This is a genomic window from Streptomyces sp. SudanB5_2050, assembly GCF_964272335.1.
In the GTDB taxonomy this organism is placed as follows: Bacteria; Actinomycetota; Actinomycetes; order Streptomycetales; family Streptomycetaceae; genus Streptomyces; species Streptomyces rochei.
Genome location: NZ_OZ186760.1, coordinates 2,715,269 through 2,737,510, shown reverse-complemented (window position 1 = coordinate 2,737,510; position 22,242 = coordinate 2,715,269). Strand labels below are relative to the sequence as shown.

The following is a 22,242-nucleotide window of genomic DNA, read 5'->3' as shown; positions in this document are numbered from 1 at the left end:
GCCCGTCCCGCGCCTGCCGGGAAACGTCCGACCGGGACCCCGGCGGCGCGTTTACGGGCCCCCTCGCGGACCAACCCTGAAGGTATGGCAGGGCTGGGCGACCCGCCCGGAGGGACACCCGAGGACGGCTCCCCCGGAGGCGGAGAGGACGAGTACCGCTCCATCGTCTTCGACGAGTCGTTCGTCCGCGCTGCCCGGCTCGAGGAGTTCTCCGCGCGGCAGCGCCTGACCGACCACGCGCCCGCCGTACGCCGCCGCACCGCGCTGCGCCGGGCCGGCCTCTCCCGGCAGGCCGTGATCCTCTTCGTGCTCATCGCCGTCGCCGTCGGCACCGCGCTCTACATGGGCGTACGGCACCCCTACCAGAGCCCCGCCGCCCAGCGGCCCGCCGAGCCGGCGCGGATGACCGTCGTCCCGCTCGCACCGCAGGGCAGGGTGCCCGGAGCCGCCGACGCCGAGCGGCTGTACGCGCACAGCCCCGCCGCGGACTTCCGGGCCGCGGCGAAGGGCGTGCCGCTGCCGGACCACCGGCGCACCGCGCACTTCTCCGGCGACCAGGTCCTGAGCGCCCTGACCACCGCCAAGCACTACATCGTCCGCTCGGCGCTCGACCCCGACGTGCTGGGCGGACGGGAGGTCCGCCCGGTGCGGGTGCTGCTCGACCCGGATCAGCTGGGACAGTTCGACGAGAGCTTCGAGCGGCCCGCCCCGGACGGCCGGCACACGGCCACCGGATGGCTGGTGCGCTTCGACCCGGCCCGCGCCGAGCTGGCCGACGCGGAGATCCGGGTGCGCGGCAGCCTCCGCTTCACGGAGCGCGACGCCTCCACGCTGGAGGTCACCGCCGACCACACGATGGTCTACCCGCTGCGGCCCACCGGCGACGACCGCGCCGAGACGTCGCTGTTCACCGTCCGGCGCGAGCTGCGCTTCCGCTTCGACCGGGAGGACCTGCGGCTGCACCGGACGCAGCTCGTCGCCTCCCGCGTCCAGGCCGGGCCGCTCTCCTGCGCCGACCGCTCCGCCGACCGCCTGCGCCCGCTGCTGGCCGGCCGGACGGCCGGGACCGGCGCCCCCGCGGGCACCGACCCGTACACCGAGGACACCCCCACGGCTCTGTGCGGCACCCTCGCGGAGCGCGCCCAGCCGAAGGTGTAACGCGCCCGGGCGACAACGGTGTGCCGCGCCCGGACGACGGTGTGCCGCGCCCTGCCGAGGCCGCCTCGGACCGGCCTCAGGCGCCGCCGCCCGGCGGCCGGTCGTCCGACGCCCCCTGGTCGCCGGACTTCCCCCGGGGCCCCTCGGACGACGACCCGTTCCCGCCCTCGTCCTTGGGCGGTCGCGGCTGCGAGGACGTGAAGCCGCCGAAACCGCGCCGCATCCGGTCGCCGAGGTCTCCGGCACCGCCCGCGATGTCGTTCACCAACTTCATCAGCGGGTCCTTGGAACCGCGCACATGGGTGGCGTAGCTGGACGCCGACTCCCGGAAGGAGTCCCGGACCGAGGTGTCCTTGTCCTCGTCGCGGCGCGGGTAGTGCCCGTCCATGATCCGCTGGTAGTCCCGGGAGGCCGCCCACTTCTTCAGCTCGGCGGCCCGCACCGTGGTGAAGGGGTGGGAGCGGGGCAGCACGTTCAGGATCTTGAGCACGGAGTCGCGCAGGTCGCCGCCCGCCTCGTACTCCTCGGCCTGCTCCAGGAACGCGTCCACGTTCATCTCGTGCAGGTGGTTGCCGCCCGCGATCTTCATCAGGCCCCGCATCGACGCCTGCACGTCCTGGCCGACCAGCAGGCCCGCGCGGTCGGCGGACAGCTCCGACTTGCGGAACCACTCGCGCAGCGCGGTCACGATCGCCATGATCGCCACGTTCCCCAGCGGGATCCAGGCCACCCGGACCGCGAGGGAGGTCAGGAACAGCAGGACGGTCCGGTACACCGAGTGGCCGGACAGGGCGTGCCCGACCTCGTGCCCGACGACGGCCCGCATCTCCTCCTCGTCGAGCAGTTCGACCAGGCCTGTGGTGACCACGATGATCGGCTCGTCCAGGCCGATGCACATCGCGTTCGGCTTCGGGTCCTGGGTGACGTACATCGCCGGGACCTTCTCCAGGTCCAGGATGTAGCAGGCGTCGCGCAGCATGACGTTCAGGTGGGCGAACTGCCGGTCGGAGACGCGCACCGAGTCGGACAGGAACAGCAGCCTGAGACTGCGCTCGGGCAGCAGACCGCTCAGCGCCTTGAACACCGTGTCGAAGCCGCTCAGCTTGCGCAGCGCCACCAGCGCGCTGCGGTCGGCCGGGTGCTCGTACGCCCGCGAGGAGATTCCGGGGAAGCGCCTGCGCTGCCGGCTCGGCACGTTCTCGTGCCCGTTGTGCGGGTGGCCGTCGGACATGTCTTCCCCCAGTACGTGTGTGTGGCCTGTGCGGCCCTTCGCGCCCCCGAAGCCGGGCCCAGCCTAGGCGGAGTTACCGTGGACGGGCAGTACAGCGAAGGAGTCCACGTCATGGCGCACACCCCCCACACCGACTTGCTCGCCGCAGCGGCGACCGCGGCCGAGCAGCAGGGGGCGGGGAATCTGCTCCGCGTCGTGCTGATCGTGATGGTGGTGGGCTGTGTGCTCACCGCGTGGTTCCTGCTGCGGGGGTACAGCCGGAAGGACGACTGACGGCGGTCGAAGGTTCCCCGGGCCGTCCCCAACGGCGGAGTCGGCGTGATCGCCCGCGAGGCGCCCGCATACGATGAGCCGACGTCTTTATTCCGCCCACACCGGATAGGTCCTGCCGAAGATGAGCTTCCACAGCACCGCTGCCCAGATCGTGACCCTCGCCTCCGAGGGTGGCGAGGAGCACGGCGGCAACCACGAGAGCCTCAGCCCCTACGTCACCGGCATCGGCGCGTTCGTCATCCTGATGCTCCTGCTGTGGATCACCACCCGGTTCAACCGCGACCGCTGAGCGCGGGGGGTCGTGGGTCCGGCAGGAGCCCTCAGCCCGGGCCGGTAGGGTCTGCACGCATGGGAGAGCAGGACATGCCTACCGGTCCGGCGCACGACACGGCGCACGCGCCGGAGCGCGGCACGCGCAGCCGCGCGGTGCCCGCCCGCGCCACCGGCGGGAGCGACGGCCCGGTGCCCCCGGGCAAGCGCCGCCTGGGCGTGATGGGCGGAACCTTCGACCCGATCCACCACGGCCACCTCGTGGCGGCCAGTGAGGTCGCCGCGCAGTTCCACCTCGACGAGGTGGTGTTCGTGCCCACCGGGCAGCCCTGGCAGAAGAGCCACCGCGCGGTCTCCGCCGCCGAGGACCGTTATCTGATGACGGTCGTGGCGACCGTCGAGAACCCGCAGTTCTCCGTGAGCCGCATCGACATCGACCGCGGCGGCCCCACGTACACCGTGGACACCCTGCGCGACCTGCGCGCGCTCAACCCGGACGCCGACCTGTTCTTCATCACCGGCGCCGACGCCCTCGCCCAGATCCTGACCTGGCGCGACAGCGACGAGCTGTTCTCCCTCGCGCACTTCATCGGCGTCACCCGGCCCGGCCACACGCTGACGGACGCCGGACTCCCGAAGGGCGGCGTCTCGCTCGTGGAGGTGCCCGCCCTCGCCATCTCCTCCACGGACTGCCGTGCGAGAGTCGCCAAGGGCGATCCCGTCTGGTACCTGGTGCCGGACGGAGTCGTGCGCTATATCGACAAGCGCCAGCTGTACCGCGGCGACTGAGCCGAGAGGGGCACCGGTGAACGACGCATACGACGCGGGACACGGCGACGGGCAGTACGAACTCGTCGGCTACGACGAGTACGGCCGGCCCGTGTACCGCCAGGCCCAGACCCCGGGCCACGCCCCGGCCGCGACCGCCGGACAGCAGCCGTACGGCTCCTACGACCCGTACGACCCGTACGGGCAGCAGCAGGGCGGGCAGGGCCAGCAGAGCCAGCAGGGTTACGCCTACGACCCGTACGCCGCCGGCGGGCAGCAGCAGCCCTACGACGCCTACGGCACCCAGGCGGGCTGGGACACCGGCCGGCAGCCGCCCGCCCCCGGCCAGGACGCCTACGACGGCCGCTTCGACGCCCCGTACGGGAACGGCGGGGCCGAGCAGCAGCCGTACGCCCCGTACGACCCCTACACCCAGGGGGCCGCCGGCGGCCGGCCGCCCCAGGTCGCCGAGCAGACCGCGCACATCCCGCAGCAGGCGGGCCCGCGCGACGAGCCGGAGACCCGCGACGAGAGCGACGAACCCGACCGGGATTACCGGACCGAGCAGTTCGCCTTCGTCGAGGAGCCCACCGACGACTCCGAGGACGTCATCGACTGGATGAAGTTCACGGAGAACCGCACCGAACGCCGCGAGGAGGCCCGGCGCCGCGCACGCGCGCGTGTCGTCGCCCTGGTCGTCGTCCTGGCGCTGGTCGCCGTGGGCGGCGTCGGCTACCTCTGGTACGCCGGAAAGCTCCCCGGCACGTCCTCCTCGGACGACAAGGCGGGCGGTACGACGGCCGCGGGCGCCCAGAAGCGCGACGTGATCGCCGTCCACCTGCACGACACCGACGGCGGCGGCACCTCCACCGCCCTGCTCGTCGACAACACCACCACCCGGCAGGGCACCGCCGTGCTGCTGCCCAACACCCTCGCCCTGACCGGCGACGACGGCACCGCCACCACGCTCGCGAAGTCCGTCGACGAGGCCGGCCCCGACGCGACCCGCACCGCGCTCGACACGGCCCTCGGCACCGACATCGAGGGCACCTGGCGCCTGGACACGCCCTACCTCCAGATCCTGGTCGACCTGGTCGGCAACATCGAGGTCGACACCGACGCCGACGTCCCCGACCCGGAGGCCAAGGACAAGGGCGCGACGCCGCTGGTGCGCAAGGGCGAGGCCCAGACCCTCAGCGGCAAGATGGCCGTCGCCTACGCGACGTACCGCGGCGAGGGCGAGCGGGCCGACGCCCAGCTGCAGCGGTTCGGGCAGGTCATGCACGCGGTGCTGCGCAAGCTGTCCTCGGACCCGCAGGGCGCGACGACCACCGTCCAGACCCTCGGTCTGATCCTGGACCCGCCGCTGACCGAGAAGGACCTCGGCACCTTCCTCGCGGGCCTCTCCGACCTCGCCAAGGGCGGCGACTTCAAGACCACGCTGCTGCCCGTCCAGGACGACGGCGGGCTCAGCCCCGAGGCCGGCGAGAGCGTCGTCAAGGACGTCCTGGGCGGCACCGCCGAGAGCCCCGACCGGGACGCGGCGGTCAGTGTCTCCGTGCGCAACGCCACCGGCGTCGAGGCCCGCACCGCCGAGGCCCGCGTGGTCCTCCTCAACGGAGGCTTCACCTTCCTGTCCGGCGGCACCGCCTCCGGCACCCAGGCCGCCTCGGAGGTCGTCTACGCCGAGGCCGCCGACAAGGAGAACGCCGTCCAGGTCGCCAAGACCCTGGGCCTGCCCGCCGACGCCGTCAGCCAGGGCGAGGTGTCCGCCAACGCCAGGGTCTCGGTGGTGCTCGGCCGGGACTACGAACCGTCCTCGTAGGGCCGGACGTTTATCACGTGGGCCGCCGTCGGCGGTCGTGAGACCCTTGAGGTCAAACGACCGCCGACCGAAAGCCACGCAGTGACCGCGACCGACCGATCCATCGAACTCATCAACACCGCCGCCCAGGCGGCAGCCGACAAGCTTGCGCACGACGTCATCGCCTACGACGTCAGCGACGTGCTGTCGATCACGGACGCCTTCCTGCTGGCCTCCGCGCCCAACGACCGCCAGGTCAAGTCGATCGTCGACGAGATCGAGGAGCGGCTCAACAAGGAACTCGGCGCCAAGCCGGTCCGCCGCGAGGGCGACCGCGAAGCCCGCTGGATCCTGCTCGACTACGTCGACATCGTCGTCCACGTCCAGCACAGCGAGGAGCGCGTCTTCTACGCCCTGGAGCGGCTGTGGAAGGACTGCCCCGAGCTGGAGCTGCCCGCCGACGCCAAGGAGACCCGCGGCAAGGCCCAGGAGCACGCCGAGCGCCAGGCCGCCGAGGAGGCGACGGAGACCGACGGGGACTGGCGGTGAGCGCCACCGGCGAGGTGACGGCCGGCCGGCCCGGCCGCGGCCGGCGCGTCATCCTGTGGCGGCACGGCCAGACCTCGTGGAACGTGGAACGCCGCTTCCAGGGCACCACCGACGTCGAGCTGACCGAGACCGGCGTCGCCCAGGCCCGTCGCGCCGCCCGGCTCCTGGTCCACCTCAAGCCCGACGCGATCGTCGCCTCCGACCTCACCCGCGCCGCGAGCACGGCCGCGGAGCTGGCGGCCCTCACCGGCCTGGAGGTGACCCTGGAGGAGGGTCTGCGGGAGACCTACGCGGGCGTCTGGCAGGGCCTGACCCACGACGAGATCATCGCCCGGTACGGCGAGGAGTACGCGGCGTGGAAGCGCGGCGAGCCGGTCCGCCGCGGCGGCGGCGAACTGGAGACCGAGGTCGCCGACCGCGCCGCCCCCGTCGTGCTCCGGCACGCCGAGAAGCTCGCCGAGGACGGCACCCTCGTCGTGGTCAGCCACGGCGGCACGATCCGCACCACCATCGGCCGCCTGCTCGGCCTCGAGCCGCACAGCTGGGAGAGCCTCGGCGGCCTCACCAACTGCTGCTGGTCCGTCCTGGGCGAGGGCGCTCGGGGCTGGCGCCTGCTGGAGCACAACGCCGGCACCCTGCCGGAACCGGTGCTCGGCGACGACGACTGACCGGCCCGGGGCGGCTCCGGGCCCGGCCCCGGGACCCGGATTTCACTTTCCGGCAGGTCGCAGGCTAAAGTTCTTCTTGTTCGCCCCGCCGAGCGGGGCGAAACACCACACGGCCCGGCCGGGTGGCAGCAAGGGGCTATAGCTCAGTTGGTAGAGCGCCTGCATGGCATGCAGGAGGTCAGGAGTTCAATTCTCCTTAGCTCCACAGTTCACGGAAGAATCCCGTCCCCTCAGGGGGGCGGGATTTTTCGTTCGCGCCCGCTTGAACGCGCCGCCTCCCGCAGGCGTATCCCTCGGTGGAACTCCGTGTCCGGACTGGTACTGAGGCGTCGCTGACCGTATTGGCCCGCTCGTGGCAGAATCAAACGGCCGGAAGGGGACCGCGACCCGACGGGAGGGAGTGGCGATGCCTGCGAGCATCCTCGAGGAGGTCGGCCACCTCCTCGGCTCGGCGGTGACACGGAACACGGCCACTCGTCTCCTCTGCCCCTCCTGCGGTTCCGGGCACGTGGCCCAGGTCCTCGGGGACAACGGAGGGATCTCCTACGTGTGCACGGCCTGCGGCCACAGCTGGAGCTGAGCGATGGGTGCACACAGGCGGAAGTGCGACTGGTGCGGCAGCGGCACCCCGATCGTGCGGGACATGGAGCCGGTGAACCCGGACTACCAGTACTGGTGCGAGGAGTGCGCGCGGGCGCTGATCATAAAGGGCGACCCCATCGAGACCTACCGCGAACTCGAGGGCGAGCCGATCTACGGCCGGCTGCTCGAGGAGCACTGCACGCTCAAGCGGTTCTACTCGTTCGTCACGGCCTAGCGATCTCCGATCGGACCGCCACAAGAGGGCAAACCGGGCAAACCGGAAACGATTTGGTGTTGGGCCCGGTGGACCGTGTAATGTTGGCGTCGCCGCCGGGGAAACCGGGCGGACGAAGAAGCAAGGGGCTATAGCTCAGTTGGTAGAGCGCCTGCATGGCATGCAGGAGGTCAGGAGTTCAATTCTCCTTAGCTCCACATCGGGAAGAACCCCCGGATCTCCGATCCGGGGGTTCTTCCGTGTGCGGGCGGTGCGGGCCGGCGGGGTGTCAGCGGCCCAGCGCCCGGCGGCCCCGGACCTGGGACAGCACCGGCAGGTTGGTGCGCGAGGCGGGGGCCTGGCCGCGGCCGTCCTCCTCGATGCGCAGCGCGAGCGCCGGGCAGCGGCGCACGGCGCGCACCGCCTTGGCCTCCGCGAAGCGCGGCACGTCCGCCTGCGCCACGGTGGGGAAGCCGTCGGCGCCGAGCTGGAAGACCTCCGGGAGGATGTCGGCGCACAGCCCGTGGCCCCGGCACAGCGTCCAGTCGACGTGGATCTTCTGCCGGCTCGGGCCGTTCCCGCCGTCGTCGGAGCCCGGGACGCCCGTGGGGGCCCCTCCGCCCTCGAAGAGCGGCAGGACGCCCTCCACCGGCCGTCCGCAGCCGTTGCCGAGGACGTGGGCGGCCAGGTCGTCCGTGAACGCCTTGAGGGTCGACTCCAGGAACATCGCCGAGCCGTCCGGGTGCGAGCAGGCGCCGCGCCGCTTCACGTTCCGCGCGACCTGCTTGACCGCCTCCAGCGCGGCCGGACCGCCACCGTTCAGGATGTCCTCCAGGCCCCGGGCGGCGGCCGGCAGTCCGAGGTAGCAGGGGCCGCACTGGCCCGCGCTCTCCTGCGCCAGCCACTGCGCCACCCGCAGCGACTCGCCCAGCGGGCAGGTGTCCTGACCGATCGGCAGGATGGCGCCGGCGCCGAGCGAGCCGCCCACCTGCTGCAGCGAGTTGCGGGAGACGATCGCCTCGTCGACGGTCGCCGCGTCGATCCACTTGCCGTGGTAGCCGCCGGTCAGCACACCCTGCGGCACCGGCGGCGCGCCGGCCAGCTGGAGCACGTAGCGCAGCGGCACGCCCGTCGGCACCTCGATCACCATCGGCCGGGCGACCGCGCCGGAGACGGTGAGCATGACGGTGCCCGGCTCGTCGTACAGGCCGGTGTTGCCGTAGCGCTCGGGGCCGATGCGGGCGGCGATGGCCAGCTGGGCGAAGGTCTCGGCGTTGGACAGCAGGGTCGGCGCGCCGCCCACGCCGCTCCTGGAGGCGCTGACCTTGCGGCCGGGCGGGATGGCCGGACCGCCGTCGATGGAGCGGATCAGCGAGGCCGCCGCGCCGGTGACCATGCGCACCGGGTTGCGCTGCACCCGTGCCCGCAGCGCGGAGCGGCGTCCGTTGCTCAGGCCGCGCTCGGCGAGGGCGGCCTCCATGGAGCGCTGGGTGGACTCCCGGGTGACGCCGATGACGAGGGTGCGGGCGCCCATCGCCTCGGCGCACAGCAGCGCGCCGTCCAGGATCAGGTGCGGGGCACGGTTGATGAGCACCGTGTCCTTGCGGCAGGCCGGCTCGTCCTCGCTGCCGTTGACGACCACGACCGGTCGCACACCGCGCTTGATCGCGGACTCGGCGACCGAGCGCAGCTTCTTGTGGAAGGGGAAGCCCGCGCCGCCGCGGCCCCTCAGGTTGATGCGTTCGGAGAGCTGCGCGAGCTGCTCCCCGCCCATCGGTTCGAGCGGGCCGTGCACCTTGAGGTGCATCGGCAGGTCAAGGCGCTCGACAAGGTCGAAGCCCGACGTGAGTTGGGGAAGCCCGACCACGCGGACTTCGGGTACGTCGGGCAGGGCCTCGTTCACTCATAGCCTCCGGAAGGCGTGTTCCAGGGTTCGCCCGAACCCGGTGCGCCGAAGTCGTGGGCCGACGAGGGCGTACCGGGCGACGGCGCACCGGGGGCCGGTTCGGTTGGGGGACCGCTGCGGTAGGTGTCGTTCGGGTAGTACGTGTCGTGGACGGCGTTCGTCTCACCGGTGTCGTACACGTCACTCGGGCCGGGGCCCGGGAAGCGGCCCGTGGGGTCCGGGGCGCCGTAGACCGGGATGGTGTGGCCGGTGTCGTCGAGCGGGTCGTAGGCGGACGGCGGGGCCTCCCCGACCGGGGGCGGCGACGGTATCGGCCAGCTGCCCGAGGTGCTGCCGCCGCCGTCCACCACGGGCATCGCCTCGGTGGGCCGCGGGTCCGGGGGCGTTCCCGGCAGGGTCGCGTCGGCGGTCAGCGGGGTCCGGCGCCCGCCCGGGGAACCGGACACCGCGCGGTAGGCGGCGGCGAAACCGTGCGCGGGCTCCCGGGCCGCCACGCGTTCCGCGGGCTCGTACAGCGGCGCGGACGGGGACGTTCCGCGTGGTCGGGAGGCGGTGGGGCCCCCGTAGCCCGGCAGTGCGGACGCGGTGGCCCGGGACCGGCTCTCCGCGGTGGCCCGGGACCGGCTCTCCTCCAGCTCCTCGCGGGCCGTCCGCTCCTCGGTGCCGAGGAGGGCGGCGATCCGGTCGGCGACCGCGCGCTTGACCGGCCGGGGCGCCGCGCGCAGCGCCAGGGCCGCCATGACGCCGAGCACGGACAGGCCGTACAGGATGGTGAACAGCGGTTTCGCCGCGCGACCCGCGTAGAGCCCGTGCAGCAGGGCCAGGCACCACGCCGGGTAGGCCAGCATGTGCAGGGCCCGCCAGCGGGAGGCCACCGGTGCCGGGACGGCGAAGCGGTTGCGCAGGGCGCCGGTGACGCCCACGAAGATCATGAGCATGCTGGCCAGGGTGCCGAAGCCGATGAGCACGGACCGGCCCCCGAACGACTCCTCGTCCGTGGCCAGCAGCCCGAAGGGAAGCACCGCGGCGACCCAGGTGGTGTGGTCCAGCGCCAGCTTGACCCCGATGTGCAGCAGCAGGAACACCACCGAGGCGACGGCGGTGGTCCGGTGCACCGCCTGGGCCAGGATGCGCCGGCGGGCGTCGAGGACGATCCGGTCCTGGGCGACCAGTCCCCAGATCACGGAGCAGCTGAGGAGGACGAGGGCGAGGACGCCGGCGCCGAAGTCGAGGAACTGGGCGAAGGTGTCGTCCACCGTGCTGTCGTCGGTCACGGCCGTCCTCCGCGCGTCGGGCAGGCACGGGGGGAGGGCGAGCCGGGGCGACCCGGGGGGATCAGGGGAGGGTTCATGGGGGCGACTCCGAGCGGTTCGGTAAAGCGGTCCCGCTGCCGCACTCTAAGTGGCGCCATACCCGCGAGTACGAGGTTTGAGTTATTGCGTTGTTATCAAACGACAATGCACTCGTGGTCTTGTCCCTTTACTGGTCGTTACGCGAAGTAACCTTTGACCTTGGTTCAGGTCGCGGCGCCGCGCCGGGGCCGTGGAGGACCCGAGGGGCCCCGGCCGGAAGCCCCTCGCAGCCTGCTCGGCGACTGCGGTACCCTGACGCCATGCGTGCCGTACGCCTTCTGCTTAGCGAGCCGCGCTGATCAGTCCCGACCCCGGTCCGTTCCGGCGGTCGGAATCGGCGCGGCGTCCCCTCCTGTGCGAGGGGATTTTTCATTTCCCGGCAATCGCAGCCGCTGGTCATGAATGTCGCGGCCGCTGGCAGAGACGATCGATGGAGCTTTGAGGATCATGAGCGAGACGAACCCCGCGGCGACCGCCCCCATGGCGGCGGACGCCGCGCCGCACCGCTACACGGCCGCGATGGCCGCCGAGATCGAGGCACGCTGGCAGGACTTCTGGGACGCCGAGGGTACGTACGACGCACCGAACCCCAAGGGTGACCTGGCGGGCGATCCGGAGCTGGCCGCCAGGCCCAAGAAGTTCATCATGGACATGTTCCCGTACCCCTCGGGCGCGGGTCTGCACGTCGGCCACCCCCTGGGGTACATCGCCACCGACGTCTTCGCCCGCTTCCAGCGGATGACCGGCCACAACGTCCTGCACACCCTGGGCTTCGACGCCTTCGGCCTGCCCGCCGAGCAGTACGCCGTGCAGACCGGCACGCACCCGCGGGTGTCGACCGAGGCCAACATGAAGAACATGCAGGGCCAGCTGCGCCGGCTGGGCCTGGGCCACGACAAGCGCCGGTCGTTCGCCACGATCGACCCGGAGTACTACAAGTGGACCCAGTGGATCTTCCTGCAGATCTTCAACTCCTGGTACGACGACGAGGCGAAGAAGGCCCGCCCGATCGCCGATCTGGTCGCCCAGTTCGAGTCCGGTGAGCGCGCCGTCCCCGGCGGCCGCGCCTGGGGCGAGCTGACCGAGGGCGAGCGCGCCGACGTCCTGGGCGAGTACCGCCTGGCCTACGCCTCCGACGCGCCCGTCAACTGGTGCCCCGGCCTGGGCACCGTGCTGGCCAACGAGGAGGTCACCGCCGACGGCCGCTCCGAGCGCGGCAACTTCCCCGTCTTCAAGTCGAAGCTGCGCCAGTGGAACATGCGGATCACGGCCTACGCCGACCGGCTGCTGGAGGACCTGGACCAGCTGGACTGGCCCGAGGCCATCAAGCTGCAGCAGCGCAACTGGATCGGCCGCTCCGAGGGCGCCCGCGTCGACTTCCCGATCGACGGCGAGCACGTCACCGTCTTCACCACCCGCCCCGACACCCTGTTCGGCGCCACCTACATGGTGCTGGCGCCCGAGCACCCGCTGGTCGAGAAGTTCACCCCGGCCGCCTGGCCCGAGGGCACGCACGACGCGTGGACCGGCGGCCACGCGACCCCGACCGAGGCCGTCGCCGCCTACCGCGCGCAGGCCGCGTCCAAGTCCGACGTCGAGCGGCAGGCCGAGGCCAAGGACAAGACCGGTGTCTTCATCGGCGCCTACGCCACCAACCCGGTCAACGGCGAGCGGGTCCCCGTCTTCATCGCCGACTACGTCCTGATGGGGTACGGCACCGGCGCGATCATGGCCGTGCCGGCGCACGACACCCGTGACTTCGAGTTCGCGCGCGCCTTCGAGCTGCCGATCCGCTGCGTGGTCGAGCCGACCGACGGCCGCGGGACGGACACCTCGACGTGGGACGAGGCGTTCGCCTCGTACGACGCGAAGATCGTGAACTCCTCCGGTGCGGACGTCTCCCTGGACGGCCTGCCCGTGGTGGAGGCCAAGGCGCGCATCACCGAGTGGCTGGAGCGCACCGGCTCCGGCCGGGGCACCGTCAACTTCCGGCTGCGCGACTGGCTGTTCAGCCGCCAGCGCTACTGGGGCGAGCCCTTCCCGATCGTCTACGACGAGGACGGCATCGCCCACGCCCTGCCCGAGTCGATGCTGCCGCTGGAGCTGCCCGAGGTCGAGGACTACTCCCCGCGCACCTTCGACCCCGACGACGCGGACACCCGGCCGGAGACGCCGCTGTCGCGCAACGAGGACTGGGTCAACGTCACCCTGGACCTGGGCGACGGGCCGAAGAAGTACCGGCGCGAGACCAACACCATGCCCAACTGGGCCGGTTCCTGCTGGTACGAGCTGCGCTACCTGGACCCGCACAACAGCGAGCAGCTGGTCGACCCCGAGATCGAGCAGTACTGGATGGGCCCGCGCGAGGGTCAGCCGCACGGCGGCGTCGACCTGTACGTCGGCGGCGCCGAGCACGCCGTGCTGCACCTGCTGTACGCCCGCTTCTGGTCCAAGGTCCTGTTCGACCTGGGGCACGTCTCCTCGGCCGAGCCGTTCCACAAGCTGTTCAACCAGGGCATGATCCAGGCGTACGTCTACCGCGACGCGCGCGGCATCGCGGTGCCCGCCGCGGAGGTAGAGGAGCGCGACGGCGCCTACTACTACCAGGGCGAGAAGGTCTCCCGGCTGCTGGGCAAGATGGGCAAGTCCCTGAAGAACGCGGTCACCCCGGACGAGATCTGCGCCGAGTACGGGGCCGACACCCTGCGCCTGTACGAGATGGCCATGGGCCCGCTGGACGTCTCCCGGCCGTGGGACACCCGCGCGGTGGTCGGCCAGTTCCGGCTGCTGCAGCGGCTGTGGCGCAACATCGTGGACGAGGCCACCGGTGACGTGACCGTGGTGGACGCGGAGCCCGACGAGGGCACCCTGCGCGCCCTGCACAAGGCCGTCGACGGGGTGCGGCAGGACCTGGAGGGCATGCGGTTCAACACCGCGATCGCCAAGGTCACCGAGCTGAACAACCACCTGACGAAGGTCGGCGGTCCCGTTCCGCGCACCGTCGCCGAACGCCTGGTGCTGATGGTCGCGCCGCTGGCCCCGCACGTCGCCGAGGAGCTGTGGCGCAAGCTGGGCCACACCGACTCGGTCGTCCACCAGGACTTCCCGGTGGCCGATCCGGCGTACGTGGTCGACGAGACCGTCACCTGCGTCGTGCAGATCAAGGGCAAGGTCAAGGCGCGGCTGGAGGTCGCCCCGTCCATCTCCGAGGAGGACCTGGAGAAGACGGCGCTGGCCGACGAGAAGGTCGTGGCCGCGCTGGGCGGCGCCGGCATCCGCAAGGTGATCGTGCGGGCGCCGAAGCTGGTGAACATCGTTCCGGCGTAGCGGCCGGGAGGACCGGGCAGCCCGTACGGGCTGCCCGGGGCCGGTGCCGGGCAGCCCCTACGGGGTGGACTGGGGCCGGTTCAGGGACGAGTGCGGGCAGGTTCGGGGTTCTGTCGGAACCCTGGGCCTGCCCGCTGCGTTTACCGTGGAAGAGCGGCGCGGAGAGCGCCGTGGTCTGCCGGTCCGTCGTCCGGCCGGCCGGACGCTCGGAGGAGGAGCTTCGTGGAAGCAGCGATCACGGTATTCGCCCTGCTCTTCCTGCTCGCCGTGGTGCTGGGTGTCTACGCGACGGTCAAGGCCGTCGGCGCCGCCAAGCGCACGGTGGACCGCGGCATCACCCAGGCCCGCCGCACGGTCGAGGACCACACCCTGCGGGCCAAGTCCCTGGTCCAGGTCGGTCCGGCGGCCGAGCTGGCCCAACTGCGGCTCACCCTGCGCACGTCGATGCGGGCCACCCAGGACGCGCTGCACGCGGGCGTGGCCGAGGACGAGTCCCTGAAGGAGTCCCTGGCCCTGTTCCAGCGGCTCAGCGCGCACGGCTTCGAGCTGGACGGCGAGCTGAGGCGGCTGGAGTCCGAGCCCGACCGCGCCGCACTCGCCCAGCGCCTGCCCGAGCTGCGGGAGCGCACCGAGCGCATCTCCCGGTCGGCCGAGTCCCTGCGCTGGGCGGCCCGGGACCGCGCCCGCCGCTTCGCCGACGACGACCTGGACGCGCTGAGCGCGCAGATCGACGTCGAGGCCGGCGCGCTGCGGCACTGGACCGAGACCGAGCCCGGGCCGGCCACCGCGCCGCCGCCCTGGCCCGAGGCGCCGGCCGCCGACACCGCCCCGCAGAGCCCGCCCCGGGAATCGCGACGGGAGCCCGCCGAGGAGCCCGCGCGCCCCGCGATCACCCCGCCCGCCCCCGGCCCGGTGTATCCGTGGCAGAAGCAGGCCCGCCCGGAGAACACGACCTGAGCACGGACGGGGTCACGGAGCTGGTCACGGCCCCGTGAACATCGGTCCTCGGGGCCGGGCTGCCGGATGGGCGCTACGCCAGGTAACCTCCAGCTCATGTCCCGCCATGTCGCGATCGTCACGGATTCAACGGCCTACCTCCCGGCCAGGACGATGGAGCGGCACGGCATCACCGCGGTACCCCTGACCGTCGTCCTCGGCGACCGGGCGCTGGAAGAGGGCACCGAGATCTCGACCCGCTCGCTGGCCCAGGCGCTGCAGAAGCGGCGGCCGGTCACCACCTCCCGTCCCGCACCCGAGGTCTTCGCCGAGACCTACCGCCGGATCGCCGCGTCCGGCGTCGACGGCATCGTCTCCCTCCACCTCTCCGCGGAGCTGTCCGGCACCCACGACGCGGCCGTCGTCGCCGCGCGCGAGGCGCCGGTCCCGGTGCGGGTCGTGGACACGGGCATGATCGCGATGGCTCTCGGCTTCTGCGCCGTCGCCGCGGCCGAGGCCGCGGAGGCGGGCGGGACGGTGGACGAGGCGGTGACGGCCGCCGAGAAGCGGGCCGCGGGCACCTCCGCCTACTTCTACGTCGACACCCTCGACTACCTGCGCCGGGGCGGCCGGATCGGCGCCGCCCAGGCCCTGTTCGGCTCCGCACTCGCGGTGAAACCCCTGCTGCGGCTGGCCGACGGCCGCATCGAGCCGCTGGAGAAGGTCCGCACGGCGTCCCGGGCCATCGCCCGGCTGGAGGAGATCGTCGCCGAGCGCGCGGGCGGCGCGCCCGTGGACATCGCCGTCCACCACCTCGCCGCCCCCGACCGGGCGTCGGCCCTGGCGGAGCGCCTGCGGGAGAGGGTGCCGGGACTGGCCGACCTGCATGTGAGCGAGGTGGGCGCGGTGATCGGGGCGCACACGGGGCCGGGGTTGCTGGGGGTCGTGGTCGCGTCGCGGTAAGGCGTGTCGCGGTGAGGGGCGTGGCGGTGAGGCGTGTCGTGGTGAGGGGCGTCGCCCGGCACCGGTGGTAGGACCCGTGTGAGGGCCGGAGTTGTCCACAACCCGTCGGTAGTCCCCGGGAATCGAGCATGATCATCGCGGGGACGGCGAGGTGTCCGATCCTCGTCGCATGTCTCTTCGCTCACGCGCCCGCAGGGCACACCCGACCAGCGGCCCGGGCCGCGGACCGGCCTCCGACGGCCGGACCCGCCACCGCCGCGCACCCCGCTCCCGTTTCGGCCCTTCCTCCCCCTCCGGCCCCTCCGGCCGCAGCCGGCACGGACGCCGGCCTCCGCAGGCGGAGGATCTCCGTCTGCGCGCGGAGGCGATCTTCGGCGAAGGTTCCGGTGTGCGGGGGGAGTCGGGCAAGGGCCCGCCGGGCGGCGGGCGGGCGGGGGAGGAGGACAGGGCGGGAGCCGTCCGGCGTCCGGCCGGTTCCAGGGGTGCCGCGACTGTTCCGGACGCGTGTGCGGCGGATCCCCCGGACGCCGTGGCCGTCCCGGTCGCCGGCGCGCTCACCCGGCGCGAGCGTGCCGGGCAGGCGCTGAGGGACCGGATGCCCCTGTGGCTGCAGACCCGGTGCGGGATGGAGCGGCGCAGCGCGATCGCGCTCACGGTCCTGCTCGTCGTCGCGGCCGTCTTCGCCGCGCAGCACTTCTGGACCGGCCGCACCCAGCCGGTGTCCGCGCCCGAGGTGGTGCGGGAGGCGGCGGCCACCCACGTCCCGGGAGGTCGGGGCGAGGCGGTCGGCCGGGACACCGCCACGGACGGGCCCGGGGGCACCGTCGAGGCGACCGCCGGCGGCGAGATCGTGGTGGACGTCGGCGGCAAGGTGCGCAAGCCCGGGGTCCACCGCCTCCCGGCCGGCGCGCGGGTGGAGGACGCCCTGCGCGCCGCCGGCGGAGTCCGGCCCGGGACGAAGACCGACGGCCTGAACCGCGCCCGCTTCCTGGTGGACGGCGAGCAGGTCGTCGTCGGCGCCCCGGCGCCGCCCGCGGGGACCGGCCCGGCGGGCCCCGGGGGCGTGGGCGGATCGGGCGGCACGGCGGCGGGAGCGGCCCCCGCCGCGCCGGTCTCCCTCAACACGGCCACCGCCGACCAGCTCGACACCCTCCCGGGCGTCGGCCCGGTGCTGGCCCAGCACATCATCGACTACCGCACCCGGCAGGGCGGATTCCGCTCGGTCGACGAGTTGCGCGAGGTCAACGGCATCGGCGAGCGACGCTTCGCCGACCTGCGGAACCTCGTGCGGCCATGAGCACCGGCGCCGACACGCGGACGAGCGCCACCGGTGCCACCGATGTCACCCATGCCACTGGTGTCACCGGCGACTCCGGCACCGGAGGGCCGGGCGGGCGGCGCGTCCCGGCCGACGGGACGACGCCCCCGCGCGCCGCCGTGCACGCCGCCTCGGGACACCGGCTGGGGGCGGCCCACCCCCGGCAGGAGGGCCCCGCCGACCTGCGGCTGGTGCCGCCCGCGCTGGCGGCCTGGGCCACGGCCGCGCTGCTGCTGGGCGCACCGCCCGGGTGGGCCGTGGGCACGGTGACGGCCGGTCTGGTGGCGGCGGTCCTCCTGCTGCTGCCGGTGCGCGCACGCGGGGCGGCACGGGGGCGGTCCCGGGCCTCGGTCGCCGCCCTCCTGCTCTGCGTCTCCGCCTCCGCGGCCTCGGCCGCGCTGCACGGCGCCGACCTGCGCCGCGGACCCGTACCCGCGCTGGCTCGGCAGTACGCCACCGTCACCGCGGAGGTCGAGATCACCGCCGACCCCCGCCTCACCCGGCCCGCCGTCCGGGGCAACCGTGCCGTGCCGCCCACCGTGCTGATCGAGGGCGACGTACGACGGGTGACCGAGACCGGCGGTCGGCAGGTGCGGACACGGACACCGGTGCTGCTGCTCGTCGACGTCGGCGGGGATGAGGAGCCGGACGCGCAGGGCACGGAGGGCGCGAGGAGGGCGGAGCCGGTCCCGCCGGACGGCGCGGCCCCCGACGCGCCGCGTCCCCGTGCGGCCCCCGGCGCCGCCCGCTGGCTGGGACTCCTGCCCAGCACCCGGCTCCGCGTCACCGCCCGGACGGCGCCCCCGAGGACGCGCGGGGACCGCGTCGCCGCCGTGCTGCGGGTTCGCGGCGAGGGCGGGCCGCCGGACGTGCTCGCCGGGCCGTCCGACGCGCAACGGCTCGCGGGACGCCTGCGGGCCGGTCTGCGACAGGCCACGGACGGGCTGCCGGCCGATGCGCGGGCCCTGCTGCCGGGACTGGTCGTCGGGGACACCTCACGCGTCACACCCGAGCTGAAGGAGGCGTTCGAGGAGACCGACCTCGCGCACACGCTGGCCGTGTCCGGGGCCAACTTCACCATCGTGCTGGCGCTGCTGCTGGGCCCGCCCGGACTGGCCCAGCGCAGCGAGCGCCGGGGCCTGGCGCCGCGCCTCGGGATCTCCCTGCGGGCGACCGCGGTGCTCGGCGGGGCGCTCGCGTCGGCCTTCGTCGTCGTGTGCCGTCCGGACCCGAGCGTGCTGCGGGCCGCCGCGTGCGGGACCGTCGCCCTGCTCGCCCTGGCCACGGGGCGCCGCCGGTCCCTCCTCCCGGCGTTGGCGACGGCCGTCCTCCTGCTGGTGCTGTACGACCCGTGGCTGGCCCGCAGCTACGGCTTCCTGCTCTCCGTGCTGGCCACCGGCGCCCTGCTCACGCTCGCCCCGCGCTGGAGCGCCGCGTTGCGCGGGCGCGGCCTCCCGCCCCGGCTCGCCGAGGCGCTGGCCGCCGCCGCTGCCGCGCAGGCCCTGTGCGCGCCGGTCGTCGCCGTGCTGTCGGCGCGGGTGAGCCTGGTGGCGGTGCCGTGCAACCTGCTGGCGGAGTTCGCGGTGGCGCCCGCCACGGTGCTGGGCTTCGGGGCGCTGGCGACGGCACCGCTGGCCATGCCGGTGGCCAGAACCCTGGCCTGGTGCGGGGGCTGGCCGGCCGAGTGGATCGCGGGGATCGCCCGCACCGGCGCCGCGCTGCCCGGTGCGGGAGTGGACTGGCCGGGTACCTGGTCGGGCGCGGCGCTGCTCGTCCTCGTCACGGTGGCGGTGCTGTTCCTCGGCCGGCGGCTGCTCGCCCACCCCTGGTGGTGCGGTGTCTGCGCGGTGGCCCTGGTGCTGGCGGTGGTGCAGCCGCCGCCGCTGACCCGGGTGATCACCGGGTGGCCCCCGCCGGGCTGGCGGATGGTGATGTGCGACGTGGGGCAGGGCGACGCCCTGGTGCTCGCGGCGGGCGAGGACACGGCCGTCGTCGTGGACGCCGGACCCGACCCGGCGCTGGTCGACCGCTGCCTGCGGTCCCTCGGCGTCACCCGCGTCCCGCTCGTGCTGCTCACCCACTTCCACGCAGACCACGTGGCCGGACTGCCCGGGGTGCTGCGGGGGCGCTCGGTGGGCGCGATCGAGACCACCGCCCTCGAAGAGCCCGCGGACCAGGCGGACTTCGTCCACCGGCAGGCGACCGCCCGGCGCATCCCCCTGCGGCACGCCGCCGCCGGAGAGCGACGGCGGACCGGCCCGCTGTCCTGGGAGGTGGTGTGGCCACCGCCGACTCCTCCACCGGCCGCCGCGGTGCCGGGCCCACCCGCGACCCGCCCACCCGCACCGCCGCCGAGCGCGGAAGGCGCCAACGACGCCAGTGTCACGCTCCTGGTGCGGACGGCCGGCCTGCGGCTGCTGCTGCTCGGGGACCTGGAGCCCCCGGCCCAGCAGGCGCTGGCGAGGTCACCCGCCGCCGCGGCGCTGGAGGAGGTCGACGTGCTGAAGGTGGCCCACCACGGCTCCGCCCACCAGGACCACGGCCTGCTGCGGAGGGTGGCTCCGCGGCTGGCGCTCATCAGCTGCGGTGAGGACAACACGTACGGACACCCGGCGCCCGCCACCGTCGCCGCGCTGCGGGCCGGGGGCGCCACCGTGCTCCGTACGGACCGGGACGGGGCGCTCGCGGTCAGCGGCACGGGGGAGGCGCTGCGAGTGGCGGGAGACTGAGGGCATGGACGCATCACAGACCGCCGCCTACCTCCGCCGGCTGGGGACCGAGGCCCCCGCGCGGCCCACCCTCGACGCCCTGCGCGAGCTGCACCTGAGCCATCTGCGGGCGGTTCCCTTCGAGAACCTGTCCGTCCACCTCGGCGAGGAGATCGTGCTGGAGGAGGAGCGGCTGTTCGAGAAGGTCGTGGGCGCGCGGCGCGGCGGCTTCTGTTACGAACTCAACGGCCTGTTCGGCGCGTTGCTGAGCGCACTGGGATACGAGGTGACCCTGCTGGAGGCGCGGGTGTACGGGGACGGGGGCGTGCTCGGCATCCCGTACGACCACCTGGCGCTGCGGGTGCGGACGGTGGACCGGGGCGACTGGCTGGCGGACGTCGGGTTCGGGGCGCACAGCCACGGTCCGCTGGAGTTCGAGGAGCGGGGCGATCAGGAGGACCCGGGCGGTACGTTCCGGATCGCCGAGGCGGAGCGGGACGCGGCCGGGGCGCTCGGCGGCCACGGCACGGCACCCGCGGCCTTCCTGGACGTGCTGTGCGACGGGAAGCCCGTGTACCGGGTGGAGCCGCGCCCGAGGGCGCTCGCCGACTTCGTGACCGGCGCCTGGTGGCACAGCACCTCGCCCCGGTCGCACTTCCTGCGGTCGCCGGTGTGCTCGCGGGTCACGGCGGACGGGGGCAGGGTCACGCTCAGTGGACGGCGGCTGACCACGACGGCCGCCGACGGCGGACGTGATGAACGGGAACTCGTGTCGGACGAGGAGGCGACGGCGGCGTACCGGGACCTGTTCGGCATCCGTCTCGACCGGGTGCCCGTCGTGCCCCGCCGGTGAGGAACCGGTCGATAAGGGTGAAACCGGCCTGCATGGGGTGGGTCCACCTCTACGCACTCCCGGCACATGCGCCGGTTTCCCGTGATGTGGTCCCGTGTTGCCTCGAAAGCCACATCGGTGATCGAATGTTTCTTTGTCAACGAATATTGCCAACGTCGCACAGAGGGTGTCGCAGATGATCGGCCGCTTGCTGGGAAACCGTACGAGGCGGATGCAACGGACGGGTCCCCTGGCCGCGGTACCCACGCCGCCGAACGCCGGAGTGCTCAGCTGCCGGGTCCTCGACCCCGTCAACGAGCCGGTGCCCAACGCGGAGTTCTCGGTCAGCGACGCCATGGGGCGCAAGGTGGTCGGGGGCGGGACGGACCCCTTCGGCTCGTTCGTGGCGACGGTGCCCGCGGGGGAGTACCGGCTCGCCGTGTCCGCCGAGGGCTACACGCCCTACCGGGCGTCCGCGACGGTCGCCGAGGACATGCTGTCGTCGCTCGGCGACGTGACCCTGCAGGTGGCCCAGCCCCCGGAGCTGCCCGCGCCGGGCGACTGGGAGATCGAGCCCACGCACTCCTCGATCGCGTTCACCGCACGGCACATCGGCCTGGCCCGCATCCACGGCCGCTTCAACGCGTTCGCCGGCGCGGTGCGGATCGCCGACGACATGGACCACTCGGCGATGCACGTGGTGATCGACGCGGCGTCCATCGACACCAACGTGCGGATGCGCGACGACCACCTGCGGTCCGCGGACTTCCTGGACGTGCGGCGGTTCCCGACGCTGGAGTTCTACAGCGACAAGTTCACGCACCGGGGCGGCAACCGCTGGGCCGTGACCGGAGCGCTGTCGCTGCACGGTGTCACGCGCACGGTCACGCTGGACACCGAGTACCTCGGCCTCGGCAACGGCATGGAGGGCGAGACGCGGGCGGCCTGCCGGGCCACCACCGAGCTGCACCGCGACGACTTCACGGTCAGCTGGCAGACGATGCTGGCGCGGGGCATCGCCGTGGTCGGCCCCAGCATCCGCATCGACCTCGACGTGCAGATCGTGCCCAAGGGCTGACCTCCCGGGACCACCCGCCGGGGCTGCCGCGCGGTGTCCGACAATGGCACCCGTGAGCGATGTGAGACACGTGCTGGTGCTGCCCGACCGCGACGCCGCCGAGGAGGCGGCCCAGGCGCTCGGGGAGCGCTTCGGCCTCGACGAGGAACCCCGGCTGGTCCGGGACGCGCTGGCCGGCGAGGACGACGCCGAGGACGCCCAGTGGCTCGTCGTGGTGCGCGACGAGGAGGAGCGGCTGGACCCCGGCGAGCTGGACGAGTTCGCGGGGGAGTGGGAGGGCTGGCGCGAGGAGCCGTAGGGGCACG

Annotated in this window: 20 protein-coding genes and 2 tRNA genes; 19 read left to right on the top strand and 3 right to left on the bottom strand. The window is 73.5% G+C overall.

Annotated features, from left to right (window positions below; all coding sequences use genetic code 11):
* The first annotated feature begins 84 nt into the window (after positions 1-84).
* A complete protein-coding gene (locus ACFZP7_RS12230; protein WP_125536099.1) occupies positions 85-1,158 on the top strand; it encodes a hypothetical protein in 1,074 nt (357 codons plus the stop codon).
* Positions 1,159-1,234: 76 nt separating this feature from the next.
* On the opposite strand, the gene ACFZP7_RS12225 is transcribed toward ACFZP7_RS12230, so the two are convergent.
* Positions 1,235-2,389 carry a M48 family metallopeptidase gene (locus ACFZP7_RS12225; RefSeq protein ID WP_062139276.1) on the bottom strand — a complete coding sequence of 385 codons (1,155 nt, stop codon included), beginning with the start codon at positions 2,387-2,389 and terminating at the stop codon, positions 1,235-1,237.
* 111 nt (positions 2,390-2,500) lie between these two features.
* On the opposite strand from ACFZP7_RS12225, the gene ACFZP7_RS12220 reads away from it, so the two are divergent.
* The 10 genes from ACFZP7_RS12220 to ACFZP7_RS12175 all read left to right on the top strand — a co-directional run bounded on the left by ACFZP7_RS12220 (position 2,501) and on the right by ACFZP7_RS12175 (position 7,735).
* The gene (locus ACFZP7_RS12220; protein ID WP_019331009.1) at positions 2,501-2,662 is read left to right on the top strand and encodes a hypothetical protein; all 162 of its coding nucleotides are present in this window, start codon (positions 2,501-2,503) and stop codon (positions 2,660-2,662) included.
* Positions 2,663-2,783: 121 nt separating this feature from the next.
* Complete coding sequence (locus tag ACFZP7_RS12215; protein ID WP_019331010.1) at positions 2,784-2,951, top strand: hypothetical protein; 168 nt, start codon at positions 2,784-2,786, stop codon at positions 2,949-2,951.
* Between the two features lie 59 nt (positions 2,952-3,010).
* Positions 3,011-3,721, top strand: a complete 711-nt coding sequence (gene nadD, locus ACFZP7_RS12210; protein ID WP_019331011.1) for a nicotinate-nucleotide adenylyltransferase — start codon at positions 3,011-3,013, stop codon at positions 3,719-3,721.
* A 16-nt stretch (positions 3,722-3,737) separates the two neighbouring features.
* Positions 3,738-5,525 (top strand): LCP family protein, encoded by a 1,788-nt coding sequence (locus ACFZP7_RS12205; RefSeq protein ID WP_385634403.1) that lies wholly within the window; start codon positions 3,738-3,740, stop codon positions 5,523-5,525.
* Between the two features lie 81 nt (positions 5,526-5,606).
* Positions 5,607-6,053: a ribosome silencing factor gene (gene rsfS / locus ACFZP7_RS12200; RefSeq protein WP_019331013.1), complete on the top strand. Its 447-nt coding sequence runs from the start codon at positions 5,607-5,609 to the stop codon at positions 6,051-6,053.
* A complete protein-coding gene (locus tag ACFZP7_RS12195; RefSeq protein ID WP_193448924.1) occupies positions 6,050-6,721 on the top strand; it encodes a histidine phosphatase family protein in 672 nt (223 codons plus the stop codon). Before rsfS ends, ACFZP7_RS12195 begins: the two co-directional genes overlap by 4 nt.
* Positions 6,722-6,853: 132 nt before the next feature.
* Positions 6,854-6,926, top strand: a tRNA-Ala gene (locus ACFZP7_RS12190).
* A 201-nt stretch (positions 6,927-7,127) separates the two neighbouring features.
* The gene (locus tag ACFZP7_RS12185) at positions 7,128-7,301 is read left to right on the top strand and encodes a hypothetical protein (RefSeq protein WP_019331233.1); all 174 of its coding nucleotides are present in this window, start codon (positions 7,128-7,130) and stop codon (positions 7,299-7,301) included.
* 3 nt (positions 7,302-7,304) lie between these two features.
* On the top strand, positions 7,305-7,538 hold the full coding sequence (locus ACFZP7_RS12180) for a hypothetical protein (protein WP_003976229.1): 234 nt from the start codon (positions 7,305-7,307) through the stop codon (positions 7,536-7,538).
* Between the two features lie 124 nt (positions 7,539-7,662).
* A tRNA-Ala gene (locus tag ACFZP7_RS12175) sits at positions 7,663-7,735 on the top strand.
* A gap of 71 nt (positions 7,736-7,806) precedes the next feature.
* Here ACFZP7_RS12175 and ACFZP7_RS12170 read toward each other — a convergent pair.
* The gene (locus ACFZP7_RS12170; protein ID WP_167546098.1) at positions 7,807-9,420 is read right to left on the bottom strand and encodes an NADH-quinone oxidoreductase subunit NuoF family protein; all 1,614 of its coding nucleotides are present in this window, start codon (positions 9,418-9,420) and stop codon (positions 7,807-7,809) included.
* Positions 9,417-10,697 (bottom strand): cytochrome b/b6 domain-containing protein, encoded by a 1,281-nt coding sequence (locus tag ACFZP7_RS12165; protein ID WP_385634402.1) that lies wholly within the window; start codon positions 10,695-10,697, stop codon positions 9,417-9,419. The genes ACFZP7_RS12170 and ACFZP7_RS12165 overlap by 4 nt, the downstream gene beginning before the upstream one ends.
* Before the next feature lie 525 nt (positions 10,698-11,222).
* Here ACFZP7_RS12165 and leuS point away from each other — a divergent pair.
* From leuS to ACFZP7_RS12125, 8 genes are all read left to right on the top strand, one after another.
* Entirely contained in the window at positions 11,223-14,102 is a 2,880-nt protein-coding gene (gene leuS / locus ACFZP7_RS12160; RefSeq protein WP_030972564.1) for a leucine--tRNA ligase, read from the top strand.
* Between the two features lie 222 nt (positions 14,103-14,324).
* On the top strand, positions 14,325-15,059 hold the full coding sequence (locus ACFZP7_RS12155) for a hypothetical protein (RefSeq protein WP_031014515.1): 735 nt from the start codon (positions 14,325-14,327) through the stop codon (positions 15,057-15,059).
* Positions 15,060-15,155: 96 nt separating this feature from the next.
* Positions 15,156-16,001 (top strand): DegV family protein, encoded by an 846-nt coding sequence (locus ACFZP7_RS12150; protein ID WP_086878817.1) that lies wholly within the window; start codon positions 15,156-15,158, stop codon positions 15,999-16,001.
* A gap of 169 nt (positions 16,002-16,170) precedes the next feature.
* Positions 16,171-17,298, top strand: coding sequence for a helix-hairpin-helix domain-containing protein (locus tag ACFZP7_RS12145; RefSeq protein ID WP_385634401.1), 1,128 nt, complete (start codon positions 16,171-16,173; stop codon positions 17,296-17,298).
* Positions 17,295-20,048, top strand: a complete 2,754-nt coding sequence (locus tag ACFZP7_RS12140) for a ComEC/Rec2 family competence protein (protein ID WP_385634400.1) — start codon at positions 17,295-17,297, stop codon at positions 20,046-20,048. The genes ACFZP7_RS12145 and ACFZP7_RS12140 overlap by 4 nt, the downstream gene beginning before the upstream one ends.
* Before the next feature lie 4 nt (positions 20,049-20,052).
* Entirely contained in the window at positions 20,053-20,880 is an 828-nt protein-coding gene (locus tag ACFZP7_RS12135; RefSeq protein WP_385634399.1) for an arylamine N-acetyltransferase, read from the top strand.
* A 175-nt stretch (positions 20,881-21,055) separates the two neighbouring features.
* Complete coding sequence (locus tag ACFZP7_RS12130) at positions 21,056-21,937, top strand: YceI family protein (protein WP_127433687.1); 882 nt, start codon at positions 21,056-21,058, stop codon at positions 21,935-21,937.
* Positions 21,938-21,989: 52 nt separating this feature from the next.
* Complete coding sequence (locus ACFZP7_RS12125) at positions 21,990-22,235, top strand: hypothetical protein (protein WP_086024771.1); 246 nt, start codon at positions 21,990-21,992, stop codon at positions 22,233-22,235.
* Positions 22,236-22,242 lie beyond the last annotated feature (7 nt).

Bases quoted from the DNA above. Each gene is read 5' to 3' on its own strand.
- ACFZP7_RS12180 (WP_003976229.1), top strand. From the start codon at position 7,305: ATGGGTGCACACAGGCGGAAGTGCGACTGGTGCGGCAGCGGCACCCCG.
- ACFZP7_RS12225 (WP_062139276.1), bottom strand. From the start codon at position 2,389: ATGTCCGACGGCCACCCGCACAACGGGCACGAGAACGTGCCGAGCCGG.
- ACFZP7_RS12230 (WP_125536099.1), top strand. From the start codon at position 85: ATGGCAGGGCTGGGCGACCCGCCCGGAGGGACACCCGAGGACGGCTCC.
- ACFZP7_RS12135 (WP_385634399.1), top strand. From the start codon at position 20,053: ATGGACGCATCACAGACCGCCGCCTACCTCCGCCGGCTGGGGACCGAG.
- ACFZP7_RS12130 (WP_127433687.1), top strand. From the start codon at position 21,056: ATGATCGGCCGCTTGCTGGGAAACCGTACGAGGCGGATGCAACGGACG.
- ACFZP7_RS12220 (WP_019331009.1), top strand. From the start codon at position 2,501: ATGGCGCACACCCCCCACACCGACTTGCTCGCCGCAGCGGCGACCGCG.
- ACFZP7_RS12150 (WP_086878817.1), top strand. From the start codon at position 15,156: ATGTCCCGCCATGTCGCGATCGTCACGGATTCAACGGCCTACCTCCCG.
- ACFZP7_RS12185 (WP_019331233.1), top strand. From the start codon at position 7,128: ATGCCTGCGAGCATCCTCGAGGAGGTCGGCCACCTCCTCGGCTCGGCG.
- ACFZP7_RS12215 (WP_019331010.1), top strand. From the start codon at position 2,784: ATGAGCTTCCACAGCACCGCTGCCCAGATCGTGACCCTCGCCTCCGAG.
- ACFZP7_RS12145 (WP_385634401.1), top strand. From the start codon at position 16,171: ATGTCTCTTCGCTCACGCGCCCGCAGGGCACACCCGACCAGCGGCCCG.
- nadD (WP_019331011.1), top strand. From the start codon at position 3,011: ATGGGAGAGCAGGACATGCCTACCGGTCCGGCGCACGACACGGCGCAC.
- ACFZP7_RS12140 (WP_385634400.1), top strand. From the start codon at position 17,295: ATGAGCACCGGCGCCGACACGCGGACGAGCGCCACCGGTGCCACCGAT.
- leuS (WP_030972564.1), top strand. From the start codon at position 11,223: ATGAGCGAGACGAACCCCGCGGCGACCGCCCCCATGGCGGCGGACGCC.